General features: G+C 67.3%; 13 protein-coding genes. 3 read left to right on the top strand and 10 right to left on the bottom strand.

Annotation, left to right across the window (positions count from 1 at the left end; all coding sequences use genetic code 11):
• Positions 1-51: 51 nt before the first annotated feature.
• Positions 52-537 (bottom strand): carboxymuconolactone decarboxylase family protein, encoded by a 486-nt coding sequence (locus AC07AG_RS36810; protein WP_478760865.1) that lies wholly within the window; start codon positions 535-537, stop codon positions 52-54.
• Positions 538-794: 257 nt separating this feature from the next.
• Between AC07AG_RS36810 and AC07AG_RS36805 the strand changes: the two genes are divergently transcribed.
• Entirely contained in the window at positions 795-1,718 is a 924-nt protein-coding gene (locus AC07AG_RS36805) for an RNA polymerase sigma-70 factor (protein WP_478760863.1), read from the top strand.
• Positions 1,719-1,728: 10 nt separating this feature from the next.
• On the opposite strand, the gene AC07AG_RS36800 is transcribed toward AC07AG_RS36805, so the two are convergent.
• On the bottom strand, positions 1,729-2,556 hold the full coding sequence (locus AC07AG_RS36800; RefSeq protein ID WP_478760862.1) for a class I SAM-dependent methyltransferase: 828 nt from the start codon (positions 2,554-2,556) through the stop codon (positions 1,729-1,731).
• A 95-nt stretch (positions 2,557-2,651) separates the two neighbouring features.
• Between AC07AG_RS36800 and AC07AG_RS36795 the strand changes: the two genes are divergently transcribed.
• Complete coding sequence (locus AC07AG_RS36795) at positions 2,652-3,254, top strand: TetR/AcrR family transcriptional regulator (protein ID WP_478760860.1); 603 nt, start codon at positions 2,652-2,654, stop codon at positions 3,252-3,254.
• A gap of 418 nt (positions 3,255-3,672) precedes the next feature.
• On the opposite strand, the gene AC07AG_RS36790 is transcribed toward AC07AG_RS36795, so the two are convergent.
• From AC07AG_RS36790 to AC07AG_RS36760, 7 genes are all read right to left on the bottom strand, one after another.
• On the bottom strand, positions 3,673-4,686 hold the full coding sequence (locus tag AC07AG_RS36790) for a tyrosine-type recombinase/integrase (protein ID WP_478761037.1): 1,014 nt from the start codon (positions 4,684-4,686) through the stop codon (positions 3,673-3,675).
• An 833-nt stretch (positions 4,687-5,519) separates the two neighbouring features.
• On the bottom strand, positions 5,520-7,535 hold the full coding sequence (locus AC07AG_RS36785) for a DNA recombination protein RecN (protein ID WP_478760858.1): 2,016 nt from the start codon (positions 7,533-7,535) through the stop codon (positions 5,520-5,522).
• Entirely contained in the window at positions 7,532-8,110 is a 579-nt protein-coding gene (locus AC07AG_RS36780; RefSeq protein ID WP_478760856.1) for an ABC-three component system middle component 2, read from the bottom strand. The genes AC07AG_RS36785 and AC07AG_RS36780 overlap by 4 nt, the downstream gene beginning before the upstream one ends.
• Positions 8,111-8,150: 40 nt before the next feature.
• Entirely contained in the window at positions 8,151-9,131 is a 981-nt protein-coding gene (locus tag AC07AG_RS36775) for a serine/threonine protein kinase (RefSeq protein ID WP_478760854.1), read from the bottom strand.
• 467 nt (positions 9,132-9,598) lie between these two features.
• On the bottom strand, positions 9,599-10,366 hold the full coding sequence (locus AC07AG_RS36770; protein ID WP_478760852.1) for a hypothetical protein: 768 nt from the start codon (positions 10,364-10,366) through the stop codon (positions 9,599-9,601).
• Positions 10,367-10,368: 2 nt separating this feature from the next.
• A complete protein-coding gene (locus tag AC07AG_RS36765) occupies positions 10,369-12,468 on the bottom strand; it encodes a hypothetical protein (protein ID WP_478760850.1) in 2,100 nt (699 codons plus the stop codon).
• Complete coding sequence (locus tag AC07AG_RS36760; RefSeq protein ID WP_478760849.1) at positions 12,465-12,896, bottom strand: hypothetical protein; 432 nt, start codon at positions 12,894-12,896, stop codon at positions 12,465-12,467. The genes AC07AG_RS36765 and AC07AG_RS36760 overlap by 4 nt, the downstream gene beginning before the upstream one ends.
• 721 nt (positions 12,897-13,617) lie before the next feature.
• On the opposite strand from AC07AG_RS36760, the gene AC07AG_RS36755 reads away from it, so the two are divergent.
• On the top strand, positions 13,618-14,421 hold the full coding sequence (locus AC07AG_RS36755; protein ID WP_478760847.1) for a hypothetical protein: 804 nt from the start codon (positions 13,618-13,620) through the stop codon (positions 14,419-14,421).
• Positions 14,422-14,439: 18 nt separating this feature from the next.
• On the opposite strand, the gene AC07AG_RS36750 is transcribed toward AC07AG_RS36755, so the two are convergent.
• On the bottom strand, positions 14,440-17,235 hold the full coding sequence (locus tag AC07AG_RS36750; protein WP_478760845.1) for an AAA domain-containing protein: 2,796 nt from the start codon (positions 17,233-17,235) through the stop codon (positions 14,440-14,442).
• Positions 17,236-17,930 lie beyond the last annotated feature (695 nt).

The following is a 17,930-nucleotide window of genomic DNA, read 5'->3' as shown; positions in this document are numbered from 1 at the left end:
TGATCGAGGGCCGGCGCGGCGACATCGATGATGCTCAGCCGTCGATGGTGATCACCCGGCGACGGTGGCGAGATCGCCGGGCTCGTAGGAGCCGCCCTGGTTGTCGAGGATCACGCCGAGCCGATTGGTCGCGTTGATCATGGCGATCAGCGAGACCAGCGCGATGGTCTGGTCATCGTCGTAGTGCTTGCGGACCTCGGACCAGGTCTCGTCGGAGACGCCCTGGTAGCCGTCGATGATGCGAGTGCCCTCCTCGGTGAGGGCCAGGGCGGCCCGCTCGGCCTCGGTGAACACGGTGGAGTGACGCCAGGCGGCGACCAGGTTCAGCCGGGCCGCGGTCTCACCGGCGGCCGCGGCGTCCTTGCCGTGGATGTCGACGCAGAAGCCGCAGCCGTTGATCTGGCTGGCCCGCAACTGCACCAGTTCCTGGGTGGGCTTGGGCAGCGGTGACTCGTGGATCACCTGGCTGACGGCGAAGATCCGCTTGCCGATCTTGGCGCCGGTCTCGTTCGCGAACAGGTTCATACGGGGTTCCATCACAACGTCCTCACTCGTGGAATCGTGTGCCGCGACTCGTGGAATCGTGTGCCGCGCGACTGATCCGTGCGGTGTCGCAGCGTCTTGATGCTCATAAGTCGCCGGCCGGCGCGGCCCCGTGACAGCCCGACGATGTGATGCAGGCCACCGGGCTTCCGTGTCACAAGGCAGCGGGTGGCGGCGTCTTGTGCGTGAAACGGAACGGACAAGACGCCGCCACCACAACACCACCGCGACGCCACGGTCAGGAGCCGACGATGGACGAGCCCACCCAGCAAGCGACCGGCGTGACCGGGCACAGCCCACGCGCCGACGGCACGGACTCCGCCACCGAGGCGTTCGTCGCCCATCGCAACCTGCTGTTCACCGTTGCCTACGAGATGCTCGGCTCCGCGTCCGACGCCGAGGACGTCCTTCAGGAGACCTGGCTGCGCTGGGCGGGCGTCGACCAGGACACGGTTCGGGACCCGCGCGCCTTCCTGGTGCGCATCACCACGCGCCAGGCGCTGACCCGGCTGCGTACGCTGCGCCGACGCAAGGAGTCCTACGTCGGCCCCTGGCTGCCCGAACCCCTGCTCACCGCGCCCGATGTCGCCGAGGACGTCGAGTTGGCCGACAGCGTCTCCATGGCGATGCTGCTCGTCCTGGAGACGCTCGCGCCGACCGAGCGGGCCGTGTTCGTGCTGCGCGACGTCTTCGCTCTCGGGTACGACGAGATCGCGCAGGCCGTCGAGAAGACCCCCGCCGCGGTCCGGCAGATCGCCCACCGCGCACGGGCCCACGTCGCGGCGCGCCGACCGCGCGAGGTCGTCTCGCCCGCCGAGTCACGCAGTGCGCTCGCGGCTTTCCAACAGGCGGTCGAAACGGGCGACTTGCAGCGCCTGCTCGACATGATCGCCCCGGACGTCGTGCTCCTGACCGACGGCGGCGGGGTCGTACGGGCCGCGCTGGAGCCCGTCGTGGGCGCCGAGACGGTGATGGCCGTGCTCAGCAGGCTCACCTCCGCGACCATGCAGCCCGCGCAGGTCAACGGCCACCCCGCCTTGATCCTGCGTACCGGCGGCGAGATCGACTCCGTCCTCGCGGTACGCATCGAGGGCGGCCTCATCACCGGGCTCTACGCCGTCCGCAACCCCGAGAAGCTGTCACGCGTCGAAAGCGAGACCGCGATGGGCCGCTGACGGGAGGCGCTCAGGAGGCGCCGACGCGTACGGCGGTCGCGGCCAGGGTGGTGTAGTTCATCGTGAAGCGTCCCCCCAGGGAGTCGATGGCGCCCCCGACGGCATCAAGGACCTCGGCCAGCTGATCGGGACGGAGTCGGGTGAGACCACCGGTGGTGGGCAGCAGCTCAAGCCACTGGTCGCGTGTGTAGGACCGCTCCCAGTCGAATCGCCACTGTTCGGGATCCTCAAAGAGTTCGGTCTCCCTGATCGTGTCGCCGATCTTCGCGTACGCCGCCCGGTAGAGGTCGAGGGGACGGCGGGCAGGCCCGCTGTTGAGCGGCGAGTCGGGCGCCACCCGCCGGAAGGCGGCGGCGAACGGCTCGGCCACCTCGGCCGGCGGCTCGTACGCGTGCCCGAAGATCGCAAGGCGTCCCCCGGGACGCAGCACACGTGCCGCCTTCACGGCACCGGCGACCGGATCCACCCAGTGCCACGACTGAGCGGCGATGACCGCGTCGAACGTCCGGCCCGCCGGCTGCCAGTCCTCGAAGGTCGCCACCTCGACCTGCGGGCCACGGGCCCGCGCGAAGTCGGCCATCCGCGCATCGGGCTCCACGCCGAGCACGGCGCAGCCTGCCGCCTGGAACTGGCGGGCCGCGATGCCGGTGCCGCAGCCGACGTCGAGCACGTCGGGCCCGGGGCTCCCTGCGACGATCCGCGCCACCAACGCATCGGGGTAGCCGGGCCTGGCCCGGTCGTAGCGCTGCGCGTCCACGCCGAACGACTCGGCCATCAGCCGGGCCTCGTGCGCCTGCGCCGGGGGCGGTTCCGGTTGCTCTCGCGGTAGTGTGGGCATGCGCCCACTTTAATGGGCACACGCCCACTCAACAATGGGTGACAGCGGTTGATGAACGAGCTGATGAGCGAGCTGATGAACGAGAGGACCCGTCAGTGCCGACTGGGGTGCACCTTCGCGACGCGCGGCAGCAGCTGTTCGACGCCGCCGAACGCCTGCTTCTGCGGGACGGACCGAACGGGCTGACCAGCCGGGCCGTCACCGACGAGGCGGGATGCGCCAAAGGCGTCCTGCACCGGCACTTCGCCGACTTCGACGCCTTCCTCACCGACCTCGTGCTCGACCGGGCGGCGCAGCTCGAGACACAGGCGGGCGCGCTGCGCGAGTCCGCGGGCACCGGCACCGTGGCCGCCAACCTCACCGGCGCGCTGACCACCCTGTTCGGGCCGATTCCGGTGGCGATCATCCCGCTCATCACGTTCCGGGACGAGCTGCGCGCCCGGCTTCGGCAAGCCAGGCCCGGAGGCGGCATCGCGATCCTCGCCCAGGCCACGACGGCGATCTCCGCCTATCTGACCGACGAGCGCGAACGGGGCCGCATCGCGGCCGACGCCGACATCGACTCGCTCACCCTCTCCCTGGTCGGCGGAGGGCATCTCCTGTTCACGGACCGCGACTCCGGCCCACCGACCACGGCAGTCGTCGACAAGCTCGTGACGGCGGTCATCGCGGACGCCGTGCAACGACGACCGGCCTAGAGACCGCCGTCTTCGAGGCCACCTCGCCGCAGGTCAGTCGTCCTTCTTCACCGGCTCCAGAATCGCCACGCACTCCACGTGGTGGGTCATCGAAAAGATATCGTAATTTCATACTGTCATAAAACCCCAGGTCAGACCGCATTTTCGGCCCCATCCACCTGCCCGGAACCCCCTTGGAGCGTCAAACGAGCGTCAGCGACTACGTCTAACCAGCCTCTCGGGGTCGGACCGGATACGGACCTCTCCGTCGATCTCGGCAGACGGGGGCGACCAGCGTGAGGGGACCACCGATGCCCCCGGCAGCCACTTGCGCCCTGCACCTTGTGGAGGGCCAGCTGGTAGTCGCTCTCCAAGGTGGGCACGGCAGCAGTCTCTCCCTCGTCATGGAGTCCGGTAATCAGAGCCCTTCACCCACGGGCTATGAGACGAGGGTCAGGCGGGCATCCATGCTTTCCCACGCATCGAGTACCGGTTCGTGGGCTCCCGGTTGGAGATGCGCATAGCGCTCGGTTGTCTGGTAGTTCGCGTGTCCGAGCAAGCGCTGGACCTCGTAGAGCGAGACCCCTGTCTGGACGAGCCAGGAGGCGCACGTATGGCGCATGGTGTGCGGCGAGTAATGCGGTACGAGCTGCTGCTCACCGGAAACGTCGAGATAGTGGGCGTTGTCCAGGGCCGGCCACCAGGTGTACCGGCGCCAGTTCCCGTCGTTCAACGGTCGTCCGGCACGACCCTTGGTGAGTGTGGTGAATACCAGGTCATCGGAAGCGAGTCCGCGCATGTGGCACCCCAGGGCGTCGAGGACGTAGGGCGGGAGCGGGACTTCACGCCGGCTTTTCGTCGTCTTCGGGTACGGCTGGACGCCGTTGCCCGTGTTGACGTCAGCGACAAGCAAGCGGGATCGATGACGGTCGACGCTGCGACAGCGGAGCCCGGTGAGCTCACCCCAGCGCAGTCCGGTGTAGAAGCCCAGCAAACACATGGTGCGCCAGGCCGACGGTAGTGAGCGCAGCACGCCCTGCGCCTGACTGGGCGTGAACCATTGCGGCAGGCGATCCGGAATACGCGGCAGCGTGATATGTCGGCATGGACTGATCACAAGCAAGTCATCGTCGACGGCCGCGCGCAGCAACGACGACGTCAGATGGTAAGACCGTTCAACAGCGGACGGCCCCACCCCCGTGTCGGAGAGCAGACGAATCCACATCTGGACATCGAGGCGCTGGATGTCCCTCAGCTGCCAGTCCGCCCAGTAGGGCAGAACGTGGTTCCTCATGACGGACTCGTCGCCCCGCAGCGTGCGCGGCGCGACCACCCTCGCGTGCCACCAACGGCTGTGCCAGTCCCGAAAGCTGACCGCGCTTCCCCTCAGATCCCGACGACCACGCAAGCACGCACTCGCCTCCTGCTCGATACCCCAGGCACGGGCCTGCACCTTCAACGGGAACGTCGCGGAGAAGCGCCTACCCGCACCATCCCGGACCGTAGCCTGCCAATTGCCCGAACTCAGCCTCCGCAGATACAGAGGAGCTCCTCACCCAATGGCCGCACCCAGCGTCAGCAGGTCAGCCCCACCATGAACCTTCGCCAAGACCGATACGCCGGAACCGGCCGTCTCAGGCGCCAGGTCCCTCAGATGCCGTCAAAAACCACCCGGATCAGCACGGCGGGGCACAGGTCGTCTCCGTCAACTCGCTGTTCGACTCTGCGCCCATTTCGATCGCTCCTCACAGAGCTGGCGTAGCCCTCGCCCCTCGAGCGCGTCATCTCTGAGCATCCCGACCAGATCGGTCCCTTGTCCGCGACGAATAGCGTGGTGAGGTGCGTGCCGCCGGGGCGGCTGCGGTGGGAGCCCATCGGAGAGCTGTGGGCCTTCGACGAGTCCGGACCGCCCGAGTGGATCCTGAATTCCCTGGCTCCAGCAGCGCGGGCCAAAGGCGTCGAGGTGAGCCGCCCACAGGCCCGCCAAATCCTGCTCGCCGAGGGCATACATTGGCGCCGCACCCGGTCCTGGAGGCGCTCCAAGGACCCGTAATTCGTCCCAAAGGACAAGGATCATCGGCTTCTACACGGAACCGCCCGACGACGCGACGGTGATCTACGCCGGCGCGCTGCGGCCAGTGATCCCACGGCCCCTTTCCGCCCGCGTCCGCCTGGTCGTCCGACGGGCACCGGATCAAGTTCCGAAGTCGACTGCAACCGCGGACCGGAGAAGACCTGGGGCTGCGGCGGCCAACGATCAGGCGATGGCTAGGCGGGGTGACGAGGCTATTCGGGGCTGCCTTCTTCAGTAGTGGTCTCGTCGTCGATCAGCCCGTAGGGGGGCCGGTCCTCGCTACGGCTGTACCGGACCACGACGTTCTCTTCCACGAGCATGGGCGGACTGTTGTCGACGATGATCACCTGGGCACCGGCCCCCTGTTCAGCCAGCCAGCTGGTCAGGTGGCGGTAGAAGTCGTCGATGGCGATCGCGTCTGCGATTATCGCGTCCCGAGTGGCACCGTGGCCCAGGTTTTTCTGCGGGCTGTCGATCATAAGGAAGCCGGGGTGGGCGGCCGATGTTTCGACGGCCACCTCGAAGACGGCCAGCTGCCAGGCCAGGGTCAGGAGTGTTCGGGCGCCGGATGATGCCTCGCGGTAGGAGTCGCCGCGTACGTGAGGAACCAGGTTCGTGTCGATCATCGGTTGGCTGAGTTTCGGGTAGCGCCACTGCCGCAGGAGGTCGCTGTACCGGCCGCTGATTCGGCCGACGACCAGGTCCCGGTCCTGTGCGGCATCTCCCAGCCGGTCGCGTTCCTCCCGCAGGCGTTCGATCTGCGCCTCCTGCCGCTCCACGAGCGCGGCACGCTTCTCCAGGCCAGCCTGGAGCCTCGTCGCGTTCTCGGCGTGCTGGAGATGACGGAGGACTTCCTCGCGACGGCGCTGGAGGTTGTCGCGCGCGGCGAGGAACGGGGTGACGGTGGGCGAAGTGGCTTCGTCGACCGCAGCTGCGGCACGTTCTTCGTCGATGGCGGCGTCTTCTGCCTGGAGCTTCAACGTGGCGAGAGAGCTGTCCAGGCCCTCAACGTAGGCAGTGATCTCCTTCAAACGGGCTTTGGTGGCCCTGACCTCCGCCGCGACATCCAGCCGCCCTTCATCCGACGAGTGCTCGGCTGCGGCGGTGCCGAGCGTCAGGTGCCCATCGCCGTGGGGCAGCTCGTGGCTGCACAGACTGCACGAGCCGTTCTCCACCGACGGGGGAGCGGGTAGCCGATTCAGGCACGCCGGGCAGGTCGTGACGCTGAGGGGGTCGAACAGGCGCTGCGCTTCGGCCAGCATATTGAGCTTGACGAGGTCGTCCGCGTACTGCGCCCGCAGCGGCATCATCCGGGCGAGTTGCGTCTCGCAGTCACGTACCACGCCGGCGGCTCGACGGGCGCGCTGGGCAGCTTGCTGGTGCTCGCGGCGCAGACGCCCGGCGAAGGTGGTGCCGGCTTGCGCTGCCTCGTCGAGGGCCCGTAGCTGCTCGGTCAGCTCCCGTAGCTCGCCTTCGTATTGCTCAGCGATCAGCGCGCCGACGGTGGGAGCGTCCTGCTCGTCGACGAACGCTCTTGCTGCGGCGAGTTCGGAGCGTGCCTGGGTGAGTCGGGCGCCCAGTTCTTTGATGCGTTGCCCAAGCTCGACGGCGCGGTCGTCGTGAACGCCGAAGACGACGTCGACCACCTGCTTCAGCTTGTGCTTCTTCATGTATTCGTTCTCGAACAGGAAGTTCTTGGAGGCGATACGTTCGTTGGGCAGGAACGCGAGGTTCATGAGGTCGCGGATGCTCAGGGGGTCGGTCCGGGATTCACGGCTGGAGGGGGCCTCCCGCAGCTGGACGCCTTCGAGCTTGCAGTGGCCCAGCAGCAGAGCGGAGAGGCTTTCGGGCGCTCCCGCCGGCTCGATGGTCCTGCTCTCAGGCTTGGATAGCGGCGGGCTGTCCAGCGTCCCCCGGCGTACGTAGGCAACCTTCGACGGCTCCCCGACGGGCCGCTCGATGACGTGCGGTTCGCCGGACAGCTCGACTTCCAGAAGGCAGGAACGGACCTTCCGCAGCACCTCAGGGTGCCGTGGATGGCGCTTCCCACCGAGGCCGTAGGCGATGAACTCCAACACTGCGGTCTTGCCCGAGCTGAATGCCCCGGCCACCATGGACAGGCCCCGCACCCGCTGGTCCTGCGTGAAATCGACGTCATAATTCCGGCTGACGCCTGCAAGGCGCAGGCGCCGGATCCGGATGCCAGGCAGAGGCGGCATGGTGGTCATCCCTCCCAGGGCATGTCAGGTGCCTGCGGTCCCGGACCCAGCACGCTCAGGAGCGCGGCACCGGGACTGCCCTCTCCGTCCGGCCGCAACCACCGTGCGGTCTGTTCCCGCAGCGCCTTGTCGCTGAGCTTGCGGAGGCTACGCACGACGATGGACGCCGCAGTGGTGAACGACGCGGCGTAGGTGGCGGTGAAGCGAGCCCCGAGTTCCCGACCGCGACTGTTGATCGCATAGGCGAAGGCCCCGTTGCGGGTGTGGACCTCGCAACACCCGTACGCCACGAGCAGTCCGAGGTCGTGCTGGATGCGCTCGCGCCGACTGGTGAAGCGCTGTGAGGAGGACGCATACGAAAGCACCTGCGGATCGAACCCGGCTAGCCGGAGCATATTGCCCTCCCGGCCGTCGGAATCGACGACGAGGAAGGGATTCGCCGACAGGAAGTCGTAGTAGCCGATGCGCTCCAGGCTCGCCCCCTTCGCGTCCTGTTCGGCGACAGCGTCGAGAAGAAGCAGCAGCTGCGCCAGCCGGAAGGTCACCTCGTCCTCCGGCATCATCACCGGCCGGTGTGCTTCCACAGCGAACTCCTCGTAGGTCTGACAGGACAGGCGACGGCGGTCAGCCGTCGGAGTGCTCGGCGGCGATCTGCCGCCAGTGTTTGACCCAGCCCGCCTTGCGGTTGTCCACGAGCCGGTGGACCAGCCCCCAGCTGTGCACCAGCTCCAGGCGGAGCGACTTCGGCAGTTTGTCGTGTTCGTTGCGTACATCCCGCCAGACGCGGGGGTGGAGAGCCCGAAGCGCGTCCTCGGCCGCGCATTCGTTGAACTGCATCTCCCATAGAGCGTGGAGCGTCGCATTGGCGGAACTGAGCGCCGCCACCTCCGCCGGAACATCCTTGTGTGCGATCTCGCGTGCCACCAGATCGGCATTGAAGAACTGCCTCTTGGCCGAGTCCAGCTCCACGTGGCCGGCCTCGGTCATCTGCCGAATGAACAAGGCAGAGCCAAGGGCGGCTGCCTTGTCGTCCTCGACTTCGAGCACCAGCCGAAGCTGCTCCATGAGGGCGGGGGCGGGGGCGGGGGGAGCGTACGTCTCGTAGAAGCCGCGACGCACGTCGTCGCCCTCGGGGCTAAGCAGTTTCTTCCGCAGGGCGGTCTCGTCCCAGAGCTGGATGACGAGGCTGTATTCCTTCTCCCTCGCCTTCGCCCACGTGTCCCACCATGCCGTCATGGGGCCATCCATGCTGGAGGGTATGCACAGAATCCAGCTGGCGACGGTGTGGCCGTTATTGACCGCTGCCTTCAGCACGTTGTCGAGCGATTCTTTGACCTGCTGTACGTGCTTCTTGGTGGTGACCGGCATGAAGTACTTGGACTGCCACACTGTGATCGCTCCGCCGAGGTTCCCGGCGAAGGCGTCGATACCCCAGTCGCCCGGGTTGGCAGCGACGGACCGTACGTTTGGGGTCGTCGCGGCGGCAAGCTGAGCGATCATCGTTTCGAAGTCGTCGCGGGCTCCGCCGGGGCTTCCCCCGCGAACTGCGTGCACGTCGAAGCTGATTGGCTGGACACCCGTCGGCACGGCTATCGAGTCAGGCACAGCGCACCCCCCTGCGCCGGTGGCTGCACACAGGATGTTCCTTGAGCATCACACACCGTATCGGTGGAGCCTATCCAACGGCCACTCGTCTGATCAAGAAGTGGAACGCACCGGGTGCGGGAGGGCGCGAGAGGGCTGCAGCCCTCTCGCGCCCTCCCGCACCACCCCTCCGGCTGCTCAGTAGCCACAGCAGTGCAGTCACGGACCACCTCTACCCATCGGGAACGCGGGGTTGCTGTGTACGAGTGGTCTCCGGCTGATGGCCGTGGTGGCGGTAGGGCATCTCGTCGGGGTGGCGGTCGATGCGGGCGCGCCTCCAGGCTGTGTCGAAGGTGAGGGTGCCGTTGGATGTACGGGTCAGATGCCATGCGCGCCAGCTGGTGCGCGGTGCCAGCAGACACCGCCATAAGGAAGTACTCATCCACGACGCCCGTGTCGACCGCATCTGGGCGTGCGCGTGGTGTCGTTCATGTGCCGCTCGGTACGTCGGGCGGTGCATAACCGTTGAGGAGTGCCTTGGCTTTCGCCGCGTGGTGGGGGCGCTGGGCGCTGTCCATGCCGGCTGCCAGGAGTGTGTAGAGCATGCACTTTTGGGCGTGGTCGGGGAAGCTGGTGAGGAACTCACGTAGGACCTCGACGGCCTGGTGCTCGACCGTTCGCTCGTGCTCCGGGCGGTATTGCGCGAATACTTCCGCGGCCTTCGTTATCTCCCCGACGAGCGCGGGGATTTTCGACCAGTCGGCGTCTTCGCGTTCGAGCCAACGGACCAGCAGGGCGGCTGGGTCGGAGAGTTCTGTCGCGATGGCCTTCGTCTTCTGTCGGCGCAGGATGTCGGCCGTTGTTTGCTTGCGCTGCGCGGAAAGGAGGGCTCCCACTGCCGACTGGTCGTCGGGCAGAAGGTCGAGGGTGAGTTCGGCGCGGTAGATAACGGGTGGTTCGGTCGGCAGTCTGCGCTCCTGGCGCAGGTCTTCTGCGATCTTGTCGTGTGCCATTGCAGTATCTGCCGGGTCGCAGGTGGCAGATACTTCGACGGCCGCCGTTCGTAGGGCCGTCCGGATCGCGCTGACAATCCCCGCCTCTGTGTCCGGGAACGGGGGTTCGGTCAGGACATGGGCGGTGATCCGGCAGGTGAAGCCGATGCCAGGGCAGGAAGAGTTCAACCGAGCGTCGAAGCGGGTCAGCCCGCGTCGCACCCGTCTGCGGGTGCGACGCCGGGTCCAGCGTGTGAAGGGCACCGTCAGGTCCTCGCGGGTGAGGGCTCGTCGGGCAGGGCCGCTGCCAGTTGAGGCGGCAGTCTGAGGTCCTTGCGCAGTTCGATGACGGCCGCATCGTTGGCCACGCCCGGTTCTCCGAAGATGAGTGCGGAGATGGGTGTGGAGTACAGGTGCTGCACTACGACGTCGTTGAGGATGTCGGTGACGGTCTCTTCTGGTACCTGCTCTGCTTCTCGTGCGCGGGCCCATGCGACGAGGAGTGCGCGGCATTCCGCATCAACCCGGGAGTCGGCCAGGGCGACGTTCCAGCCTTCCACCAGGGCGTCTTTGACGTCGGGGTCCTGCTGGGCGGCAGCGAGCATGACTTGCAGGACGTAGGAGTCGATGCTGGGGTCCAGCAGGGACAGGAAGGCTCGGTGCCCAGCCAGGTGCTTCTTCTCGGTGGCCCATTTGATGACGGTGCTCCACACGCGCGGTAACTGGTTTTCGCGGGCGGCGATGTCCCGTAGTGCGTCCTGGGCTGCCAGAACGGCCTCGTCCATCACGGCGCGATCGAGGATGTGCCGTAGCCGCACGAGGGACTGGCGTGGGTAGTGTTCGGCGAACTCGCCTTGGCAGACCAGAGCGACGACGGTGGCTACCGCTGGTGACGGTTCCTGGGCGGAGTCCAGCAGTAGGGAGCGGACTGCGGCGCCGAGGGTGTCGGATTCGGCGGCGATGGTGAGGACACGGGCGATCAGGTTGCGGTGCTCGGTGCTGTTGTCGCCGTTGTCGATCCAGGCGTGGATCTGGGCGATGACACGGATGTCGTTCTCGGCGATGGCCAGTTCGACGAGAAGGTCGCCGATCTCGCGTAGCCGGTCGGCGGCGAGACCTTTGGGTGCGGTGACGGTGTCGAGCCACTTCAGCAGGGGCGGGTGAATATCGGCGCGCTGCTGCCACAGGTGAAGCAGGACGGCGCGCGCATAGCCGGGCCTGTGTGCGAGGGTGACGGTCCGGCCAGTGACCTGCGCTCCCATCTTTTGCAGTCGGGTGGTCAGGTCTGGGCCGGTCAAAATGGCGCGCACGTCGGTGTTCTGGGGTTCGTTCAGCAGGGTCCGCGCGCCGCTTTGAATGGTGAGTGCGTCCTTGCGGTCGAGGAAGAGGGTGGAGACGAGCAGCGCCCGATCTTCTGGGTCCTCGTTGGTGTCTTTGAAGACGCGTTGAACGTCGTTGTGCCATTGCTGGAACGTGCCAAGGGCGGTCCTGAAGCCCTCTGTCGTCTCGTCGGCTTCGGCGAGTACGGCGGCCAGTCGGACGCCGTCGGCGGGCCGGCTGCTGTCATTGAGGAGGTGGGCAGCCGAGCCGGTCTGTTCGGTGCTCCCGGGGACGTTGCTCAGCCATCGCACCCGGTCCGGCTTGCGGTACACGGTCTCCAGGTGCGCCTTCGCCACACGGTGTGCGGACGGCCGCTTTGTTGCGCGGACGACCGCGCGGGCCATCGTGCCCGAATCGTCCGGCCACCCGTGGTCGTCGGCGATCACCACCAGGTACGAACCCACGTAGAGGAGTCTCTCTGCGTAGCTGAGCAGTTGTTCGGCCACATTGCCGGGGTTGTTCCATGCCGCGATCTCTGCCGCCACATCCAGCAGGTAGCCGCGACCCGGTTCGTCGGGCAGTACTGAAATATCGGGGGAACCGGGGCGCTCCCAGTCGGGGCGGATCTCCTGCAGTGTGAGGGGTTTGCCCCGAAGGTCCTGCTCTCGCCGGGAGATGCTGGCCAGGGCCTTGATTCCTGCTGTGCGCTTGCCGTAGCCCACCGGGCCGGCCACCACAGCCAGCCGTGGCCCCTCCCCGGCCAGGCGCTCGATCACCTCGTCTGCGGTGCGGACCTTCTCGTCGCGGGCGCTCAAGTCCACCCAGGCCAGCTCCACCACATCCAGCTCGGCCTGGGGGATGTCCGCCACTGGTAGCTGCGGCTTGTTGTTCATCGTCACGGAACCGGCCGCCACGATGATCTTCGAGTTCTGGTTGTTGCCCACGTCCACCCGGAATCCGGGCTCCGGCGTGGCGGCGGGTGGCACAGGCGGGCCCGGAGGTGGCGGAACTGGCGGGACCGGGCCGAAGGCGTTCGTCTCGCTCACTGGCCAGCCTCCGGCGCACGGTAATGGAATCCACCTGAGGCATTAATCGCGCCACCCGAGATGACGACCTGACTGTTGCTGTTGTGGTGCACGTTTGTCCGCGCGCCGGCACTGTCGTCCGCGCCCTGGGCCTGCTCCGCCAATTCCTGTAGCTCAGACGCCGCGTCAGGGTGGCGCTGCAGGAAGGCGGCCAGCTGGATCATCAGCTCACCGCGCAGGCGCTCTTCCACTGCCTCCCTCTCACTGGCCTGGGAGTCGATCAGCTGCTGACGGGCGGCATCGACGAGCTGAAGCACCTGCGCAGAGCCTTGCTCCCCGTCCCGGCGCAACAGCCGTCGCACTCCCGCTCGCACAGATTCCCATGTGCTCTTGGCCATCTCAGCGACCAGCGCGGCAGCTCCAACCCCCGCGACCTGCATGATGTCCAACCCGTTCCCCCATGATCGTTGCGCCCGCATACCTCAATTGCAGGCGTCCACGGCATATTCGACACATCAGAGTCCGCGCGGGCAGCAAGGTTCGCAATCGAAAGAATTTGCCACATACCGGAATGAGAAATTTCCACAGGTGAGGAATCGGCCACTCCGCGTGACGAGATGGCACCGAAATGCCAGGCCCTGCCGAGTCAATGCAGCACACGGGCCCGATAGCGAGCCCGGCAGAGGCACAAGTTGGCCACAACGCACATCTGGCCGATTGACCGGAAGTAGACAGGAAATGGACTCACTGCGGCTCGTCGGCAGCTGGCGGCGGGGCTGGGGTGTAACCAGCGAGGGAGTGGATGACCAATCGGCCCATCAAGCCCTGCCCCGATCTACGGCCCCCTCCCCCTTCAAGGGCTCTGTGGGGGGCCACCGGAGGGGCGGTCGCCAGTGACACGGTGCAGGCGTCTCACGCACGGCAGCCCTCCAGGCCCATGACAGCCTGGGGCCAGCCCACTGCTCCCCGGCACTCACGTACGGCGCCTCGATCAACTGGAGTCAGCACGTGATCTCTTGAGTTTCCTGCCCGCTGATGCCGCAGGTGTGCGGACCGGTCTGGGACTCCTTCGAAACGAGCGGCCACAACCGCGAGTGGGAACAAATATCCGTCTCATCAATCTGCGCCGAGCCGCCCTCGCGTCAGCTTTTCGTCATCCAGCATTGCTCCATGGACATGGTCGACCTGGGTGCGATCGCAGCCCTCCTCTCCGTTCCCACTGCCTTAGTCGCCGCGTGGTGGACCAAGCGCAGCGCAGAAAGTGCAACATCCGCCGCGCTCCTGACCGGGCGTAACCAGGCCGACGCGGCTATCTCGGCGGTACGAACCCAGAGCCTCCTTCACCAGGATCAGCAACAGCACATTGCACTCAGCAGCGCGTGCAGGGAGTTCCTGAGCGCTTCCGACACCCTGGTGAGTGTCGTGAAGCGGCTGCCGAGCCTCGATCACGATGAACGCAAGGGTCTCCTCGCAAAGCACGCCATCCCGGTGGAAACCAGTTACGCCTCACTGGAGTTTCTGGCCCCACCTGATGTCCTTACAGCCGCAGAGCAACTTCTCTCGCAGTGCCGCTCTCTGGAATGGTGCGCACTCGATCGTGCGGTTCTGCGAGCGACCATCAGCGCCTTGGAAGCAGGCTGGTGCCCTGGCGACCCGGAGACCTGCACGACCGATCGTCATGGTTCGGCCTTTGCCGCCTGGGAACTCCTCGTCGACTGGGCGCGCAAGGACGAGGAGGGGAAAAGCCACGACCGCGGCCTCCTGGACTACTGCCTTCGCGACAGCGCCACCCTCGCCGAAGCACAGGTAAACCAAACCCTCTCCCTGGTCGACCGTTGCCCGGCGACATGGGATCTATTGATCGGTGGCTGGGTCCGGGACCCGCTCATCGAACGCCTCGAATCCCGTCGCAAGACCTTCGTCACAACCGCCCGCGCTGCCAGCCTCACAGCACCGTCCTTGGCCACCGCGTAAGAGGCCGCTGAGCTTCCCCTACGGCAGCCAGCGCGCCGCCTGTTCCCGGGTGATCCGGTCCGCGTCGACCCACCAGTGCCGGGCCTCCCTGTCCCACTGGGCCCTGAGCAGGCGCTTGGCCTCGTCCTTTTGCTCGTACGGGACATCGAGGTACAGACGGCCGTCCCGCACAAGCCCCGGGTACACCTTGCCGTCCGGCGCCTCGGCTCGCTGGGCAGGCATCTCGGACGCTGGAGCGGTCTCCCTGGCGGGACGCCACAGCCCTCGTGCCGGGCGTTCCATGCGGGTGCGCTCCATCAGCCGCCGTACACGGTCGCAGGAGGCAGGGTCGGTGTAACGCATCATCAGGTCCGTCGGCCCGATGTTCGCGAGCAGGTTCTTCGAGCCGTGCCACAGGACCGAACCGTCCAGCATGAGGACCTTCTCATGCATACGATCGCGGAACTCGACCCGGCAACCAGCGGCCTCCAGCTCCCCGACCAGCTCCCTGTGTCGCGCCACGCGGGAGGGTTCCTGCTGCTCCTCCGACGGGCGGGTGAACACCGTGATCTGAAGCCCCTCAGCCGCCTTCGGGCCGAGCATCCGGGCCCACCGGCGGACGGGAGGTGCGTCCATGAAGGCCGAGTACAGCTCGATGCTGCGCTGTGCTCGCTCCACATCCCACGCCACCGCCTCTAGAACCTCGCTGTGTTCAAAGAACGCCGGTCGCGCCAGTTCCTCTTCCGACAGGGTGGCCAGCTGGTCCGCGTCGCGGATCGGGATCAGCTGGTCGGCGGAGATGGTCTGCGCGTGCGCCTCCAGATGGTCGACCATCGCCAGTGCCTCACTGTGCGGGGCCAGGTGCTTGCGGAGGAAGGCGACGTCCGCCACGACGACCAGGTGATCCTGGGCCCGGCTGAGTGCGACGTTCAGGAGGCGGCAGGTCTGCGAGGACAGTCCCGTTCCGCTGTAGAAGAAGCCGGGATCCTTGCCGGCGCCCGCCACCGTGTCGAGGAGCACGACGGGACGCTGGCTGCCCTGGAACCGGTGGACGGTGTCGACCAGGCCGTCGTAGTCCTCCCCGAACCGGTGGGCCAGGCTGCTCTTTAGGGCCTTGACCTGCTCCCGGTACGGGGAGATGACGGCGAGCCGGTCGGTCGCCCGTTCCACCTCGGGGACCTCCTGCCACTTGCGTCCGGGCAGGACCCCCTCGTACTGGAGCCCTCGCACCAGCTCGTGGATGACCGCGGCGTGGACGGCGTTCGTCATGTGGGGTTTGCGGCCGCCACCGGGGATTCGGCGGCCGGACGTGTCGATCAGGATCACTGGGGAGTCGATGAGCGGGGCGAACGGCAGGCGGCTGGTGTTCCCGCGTCCGGTCCTGAGCGGCGCGTCCGGATACGCCACTTCGTTGACCACCGCGCAGATCGGCTCCCGCATCCGGTACTGGGTGTCGAGCGCCACCAGGCGAGGGTCCTGGCGCACCCGGCCGGAAGGGTCGACCAGTCCGGCGGCGTGGAAGGCGTCCCGAGCGGTCCACTCGCGGGAGTGGGTGCGCTCCTCCTCGCTCGCCTCCCGGTCACCGTCGCCCTTGGTCACGGCGGGCAACTGTCGGAAGTCTCCCGCCACGACCACCCGCTTGCGGGCGAGACCGGCGGCGAACCAGGCCGACGGCAGGTTGACCATCCCGGCCTCATCGATCACCACGACATCGACTTCGTTAAGCAGTTTCCTCGACTGGACAGCCTTGGCCACGGTCGCTCCGAGCACCCGGCAGTGGGAGCGAACCTCGTCCTGGATCTGCTTTCGTTTCCGTCCGAGTTCGTCAAGTTGCTCCTGAAGCGAGGCAGCGGACTCAGCGACGGTCTGTCTGGGCGGGATCCCGACGATGGCGGCATAGGCCGCGGGGAGGGCGCGGCGGACATCGGCCGCCTGCTTCTCGCCCGCCGTGCGGCGCCGGGCCGCGCGCGCGACGTCCGCCCTGGCCCGCGTCGCCTCGTCCTCCTCGTGCGCCAGGGCGGACCGGAGGTCACTCAGTTTCGCCGTTCTGCGCTCTGCGAGGAATCCGGTCGGTGGCCCCACTTTCTCCATCTTCCGCCGCAGCTGCGCGGCCAGGGTGTCCGCGGCCGCGACCATCTTCGCCGCCGCGGCGTGGTCACGGTCGGCCTCCGCCATCTCCTTTGTGCCGACGGCCAGATCCGACTCCAGGTCCCGGATCCGGTCGTGCAAGGCCAGCGCCGCCCTCGCGCCCTTGAGCTGGTCGGTCGCCGTGCTGATCTGCCGGTCGATGCTCTCCACGAGCAGGGCGGCAATCCGGGCCGGGTCGACCTGGTCTCCGTAGCGGCTGCGCAGCGACGGCAGGACGATGGTCCCTGTCCTCTGGACGATCCCCTCGGCGAAGCCCTCCTCGTGCTCCAATAGGGAGCACATCCGCTCAAGAGCCTGGTCCACCGCGACGTTCGTGGGGGCGAGAAACAGGACCTTGAGCCCTTGGCGGAAACTGCCCTCGACGATGTGACCGACGACGTCCGTCTTCCCGGTGCCGGGCGGTCCCCACAGGAACAGCACCTCACTGGCGAGGGCCCGTGCGACGGCGTCGCGCTGACGTGGGTTCAGCTGGAGCCCCGCCCAGTTCGCCACCCACTGCCCCGGGTTCTCGGCACGGCCCGTGCGCGGGGTACCCCGGCCGACCAGCCAGCCCGCGTGATCCGCGTCGACGAGGCTATCCTGACCGCCGACCGTCTCCAGGCGCTCGGCCAGCGCGGCCCAGTTCGCGGAGTCGTCCTTGCGGATCTGGATGTTCGCGGGCGCCGCCCCGAGATCTGCCTTCGTCACGAGCCGTACGGTCCCGTCCGGCGCGCGAGACGCCTCAGCCAGGTCCCACGCCTTACGGGAACGTGACGGCCGAGCGAGGACAGAAGCACTGTCCAGGCTGTCGTGCCAGGTGCGGCAATCGAAGAGGTACTCTCGCGTCCCCCCGGATTGTGAGAGAAGCCGCCCCTTGGAAAGAGCAACCTTCGTGGCGCCATCGGCATCGTTCCGGAGTTCGGCGAGGATCTCGGCGCGCACCGCCGTCAGAAGCTCCTCGACGGGATAAGGCCGCCCCGCCCCGGTCATGTACACCGCTCCCCCAACATCGCCCCACAGGTCCGAAGACCGTACGTGAGTCAGTCGCTGTCGATCGATGCACTCGACGGCTATGGCCAGTCACTGACCTGTCACTGGCCGGAATCATTCGCGATCAGCCGGTGGCGACTTCGGTAACCCTCGGCCAGGGCGGGCCGGAGGTTGGCCCCCGCTCCACACTGGAGGTGGCGGCTCAGGTACTGCTCGGGCGGTACAGGCATGCAAAGGCAATCGTGCTCGCACGGTATGTGCCGGCGGTACGCAAGTTGCTCAATCCGCTCGGCTGCACTGGGGCCCGGTGCGGGCGTTCACCGTGCGGCAGATCGCCAGCAGTGTGTCGACCTGCCCCTGGGCGGCTACGCGCCGGGCTCCTCGATCCAGAACGTGGTCTCACTGGCCGCCAC

This window comes from Streptomyces sp. NPDC044044 (assembly GCF_056434405.1).
The sequence above is the reverse complement of the archived record's forward strand: the minus strand, read 5'-3'. Positions and strand labels throughout refer to the sequence as shown.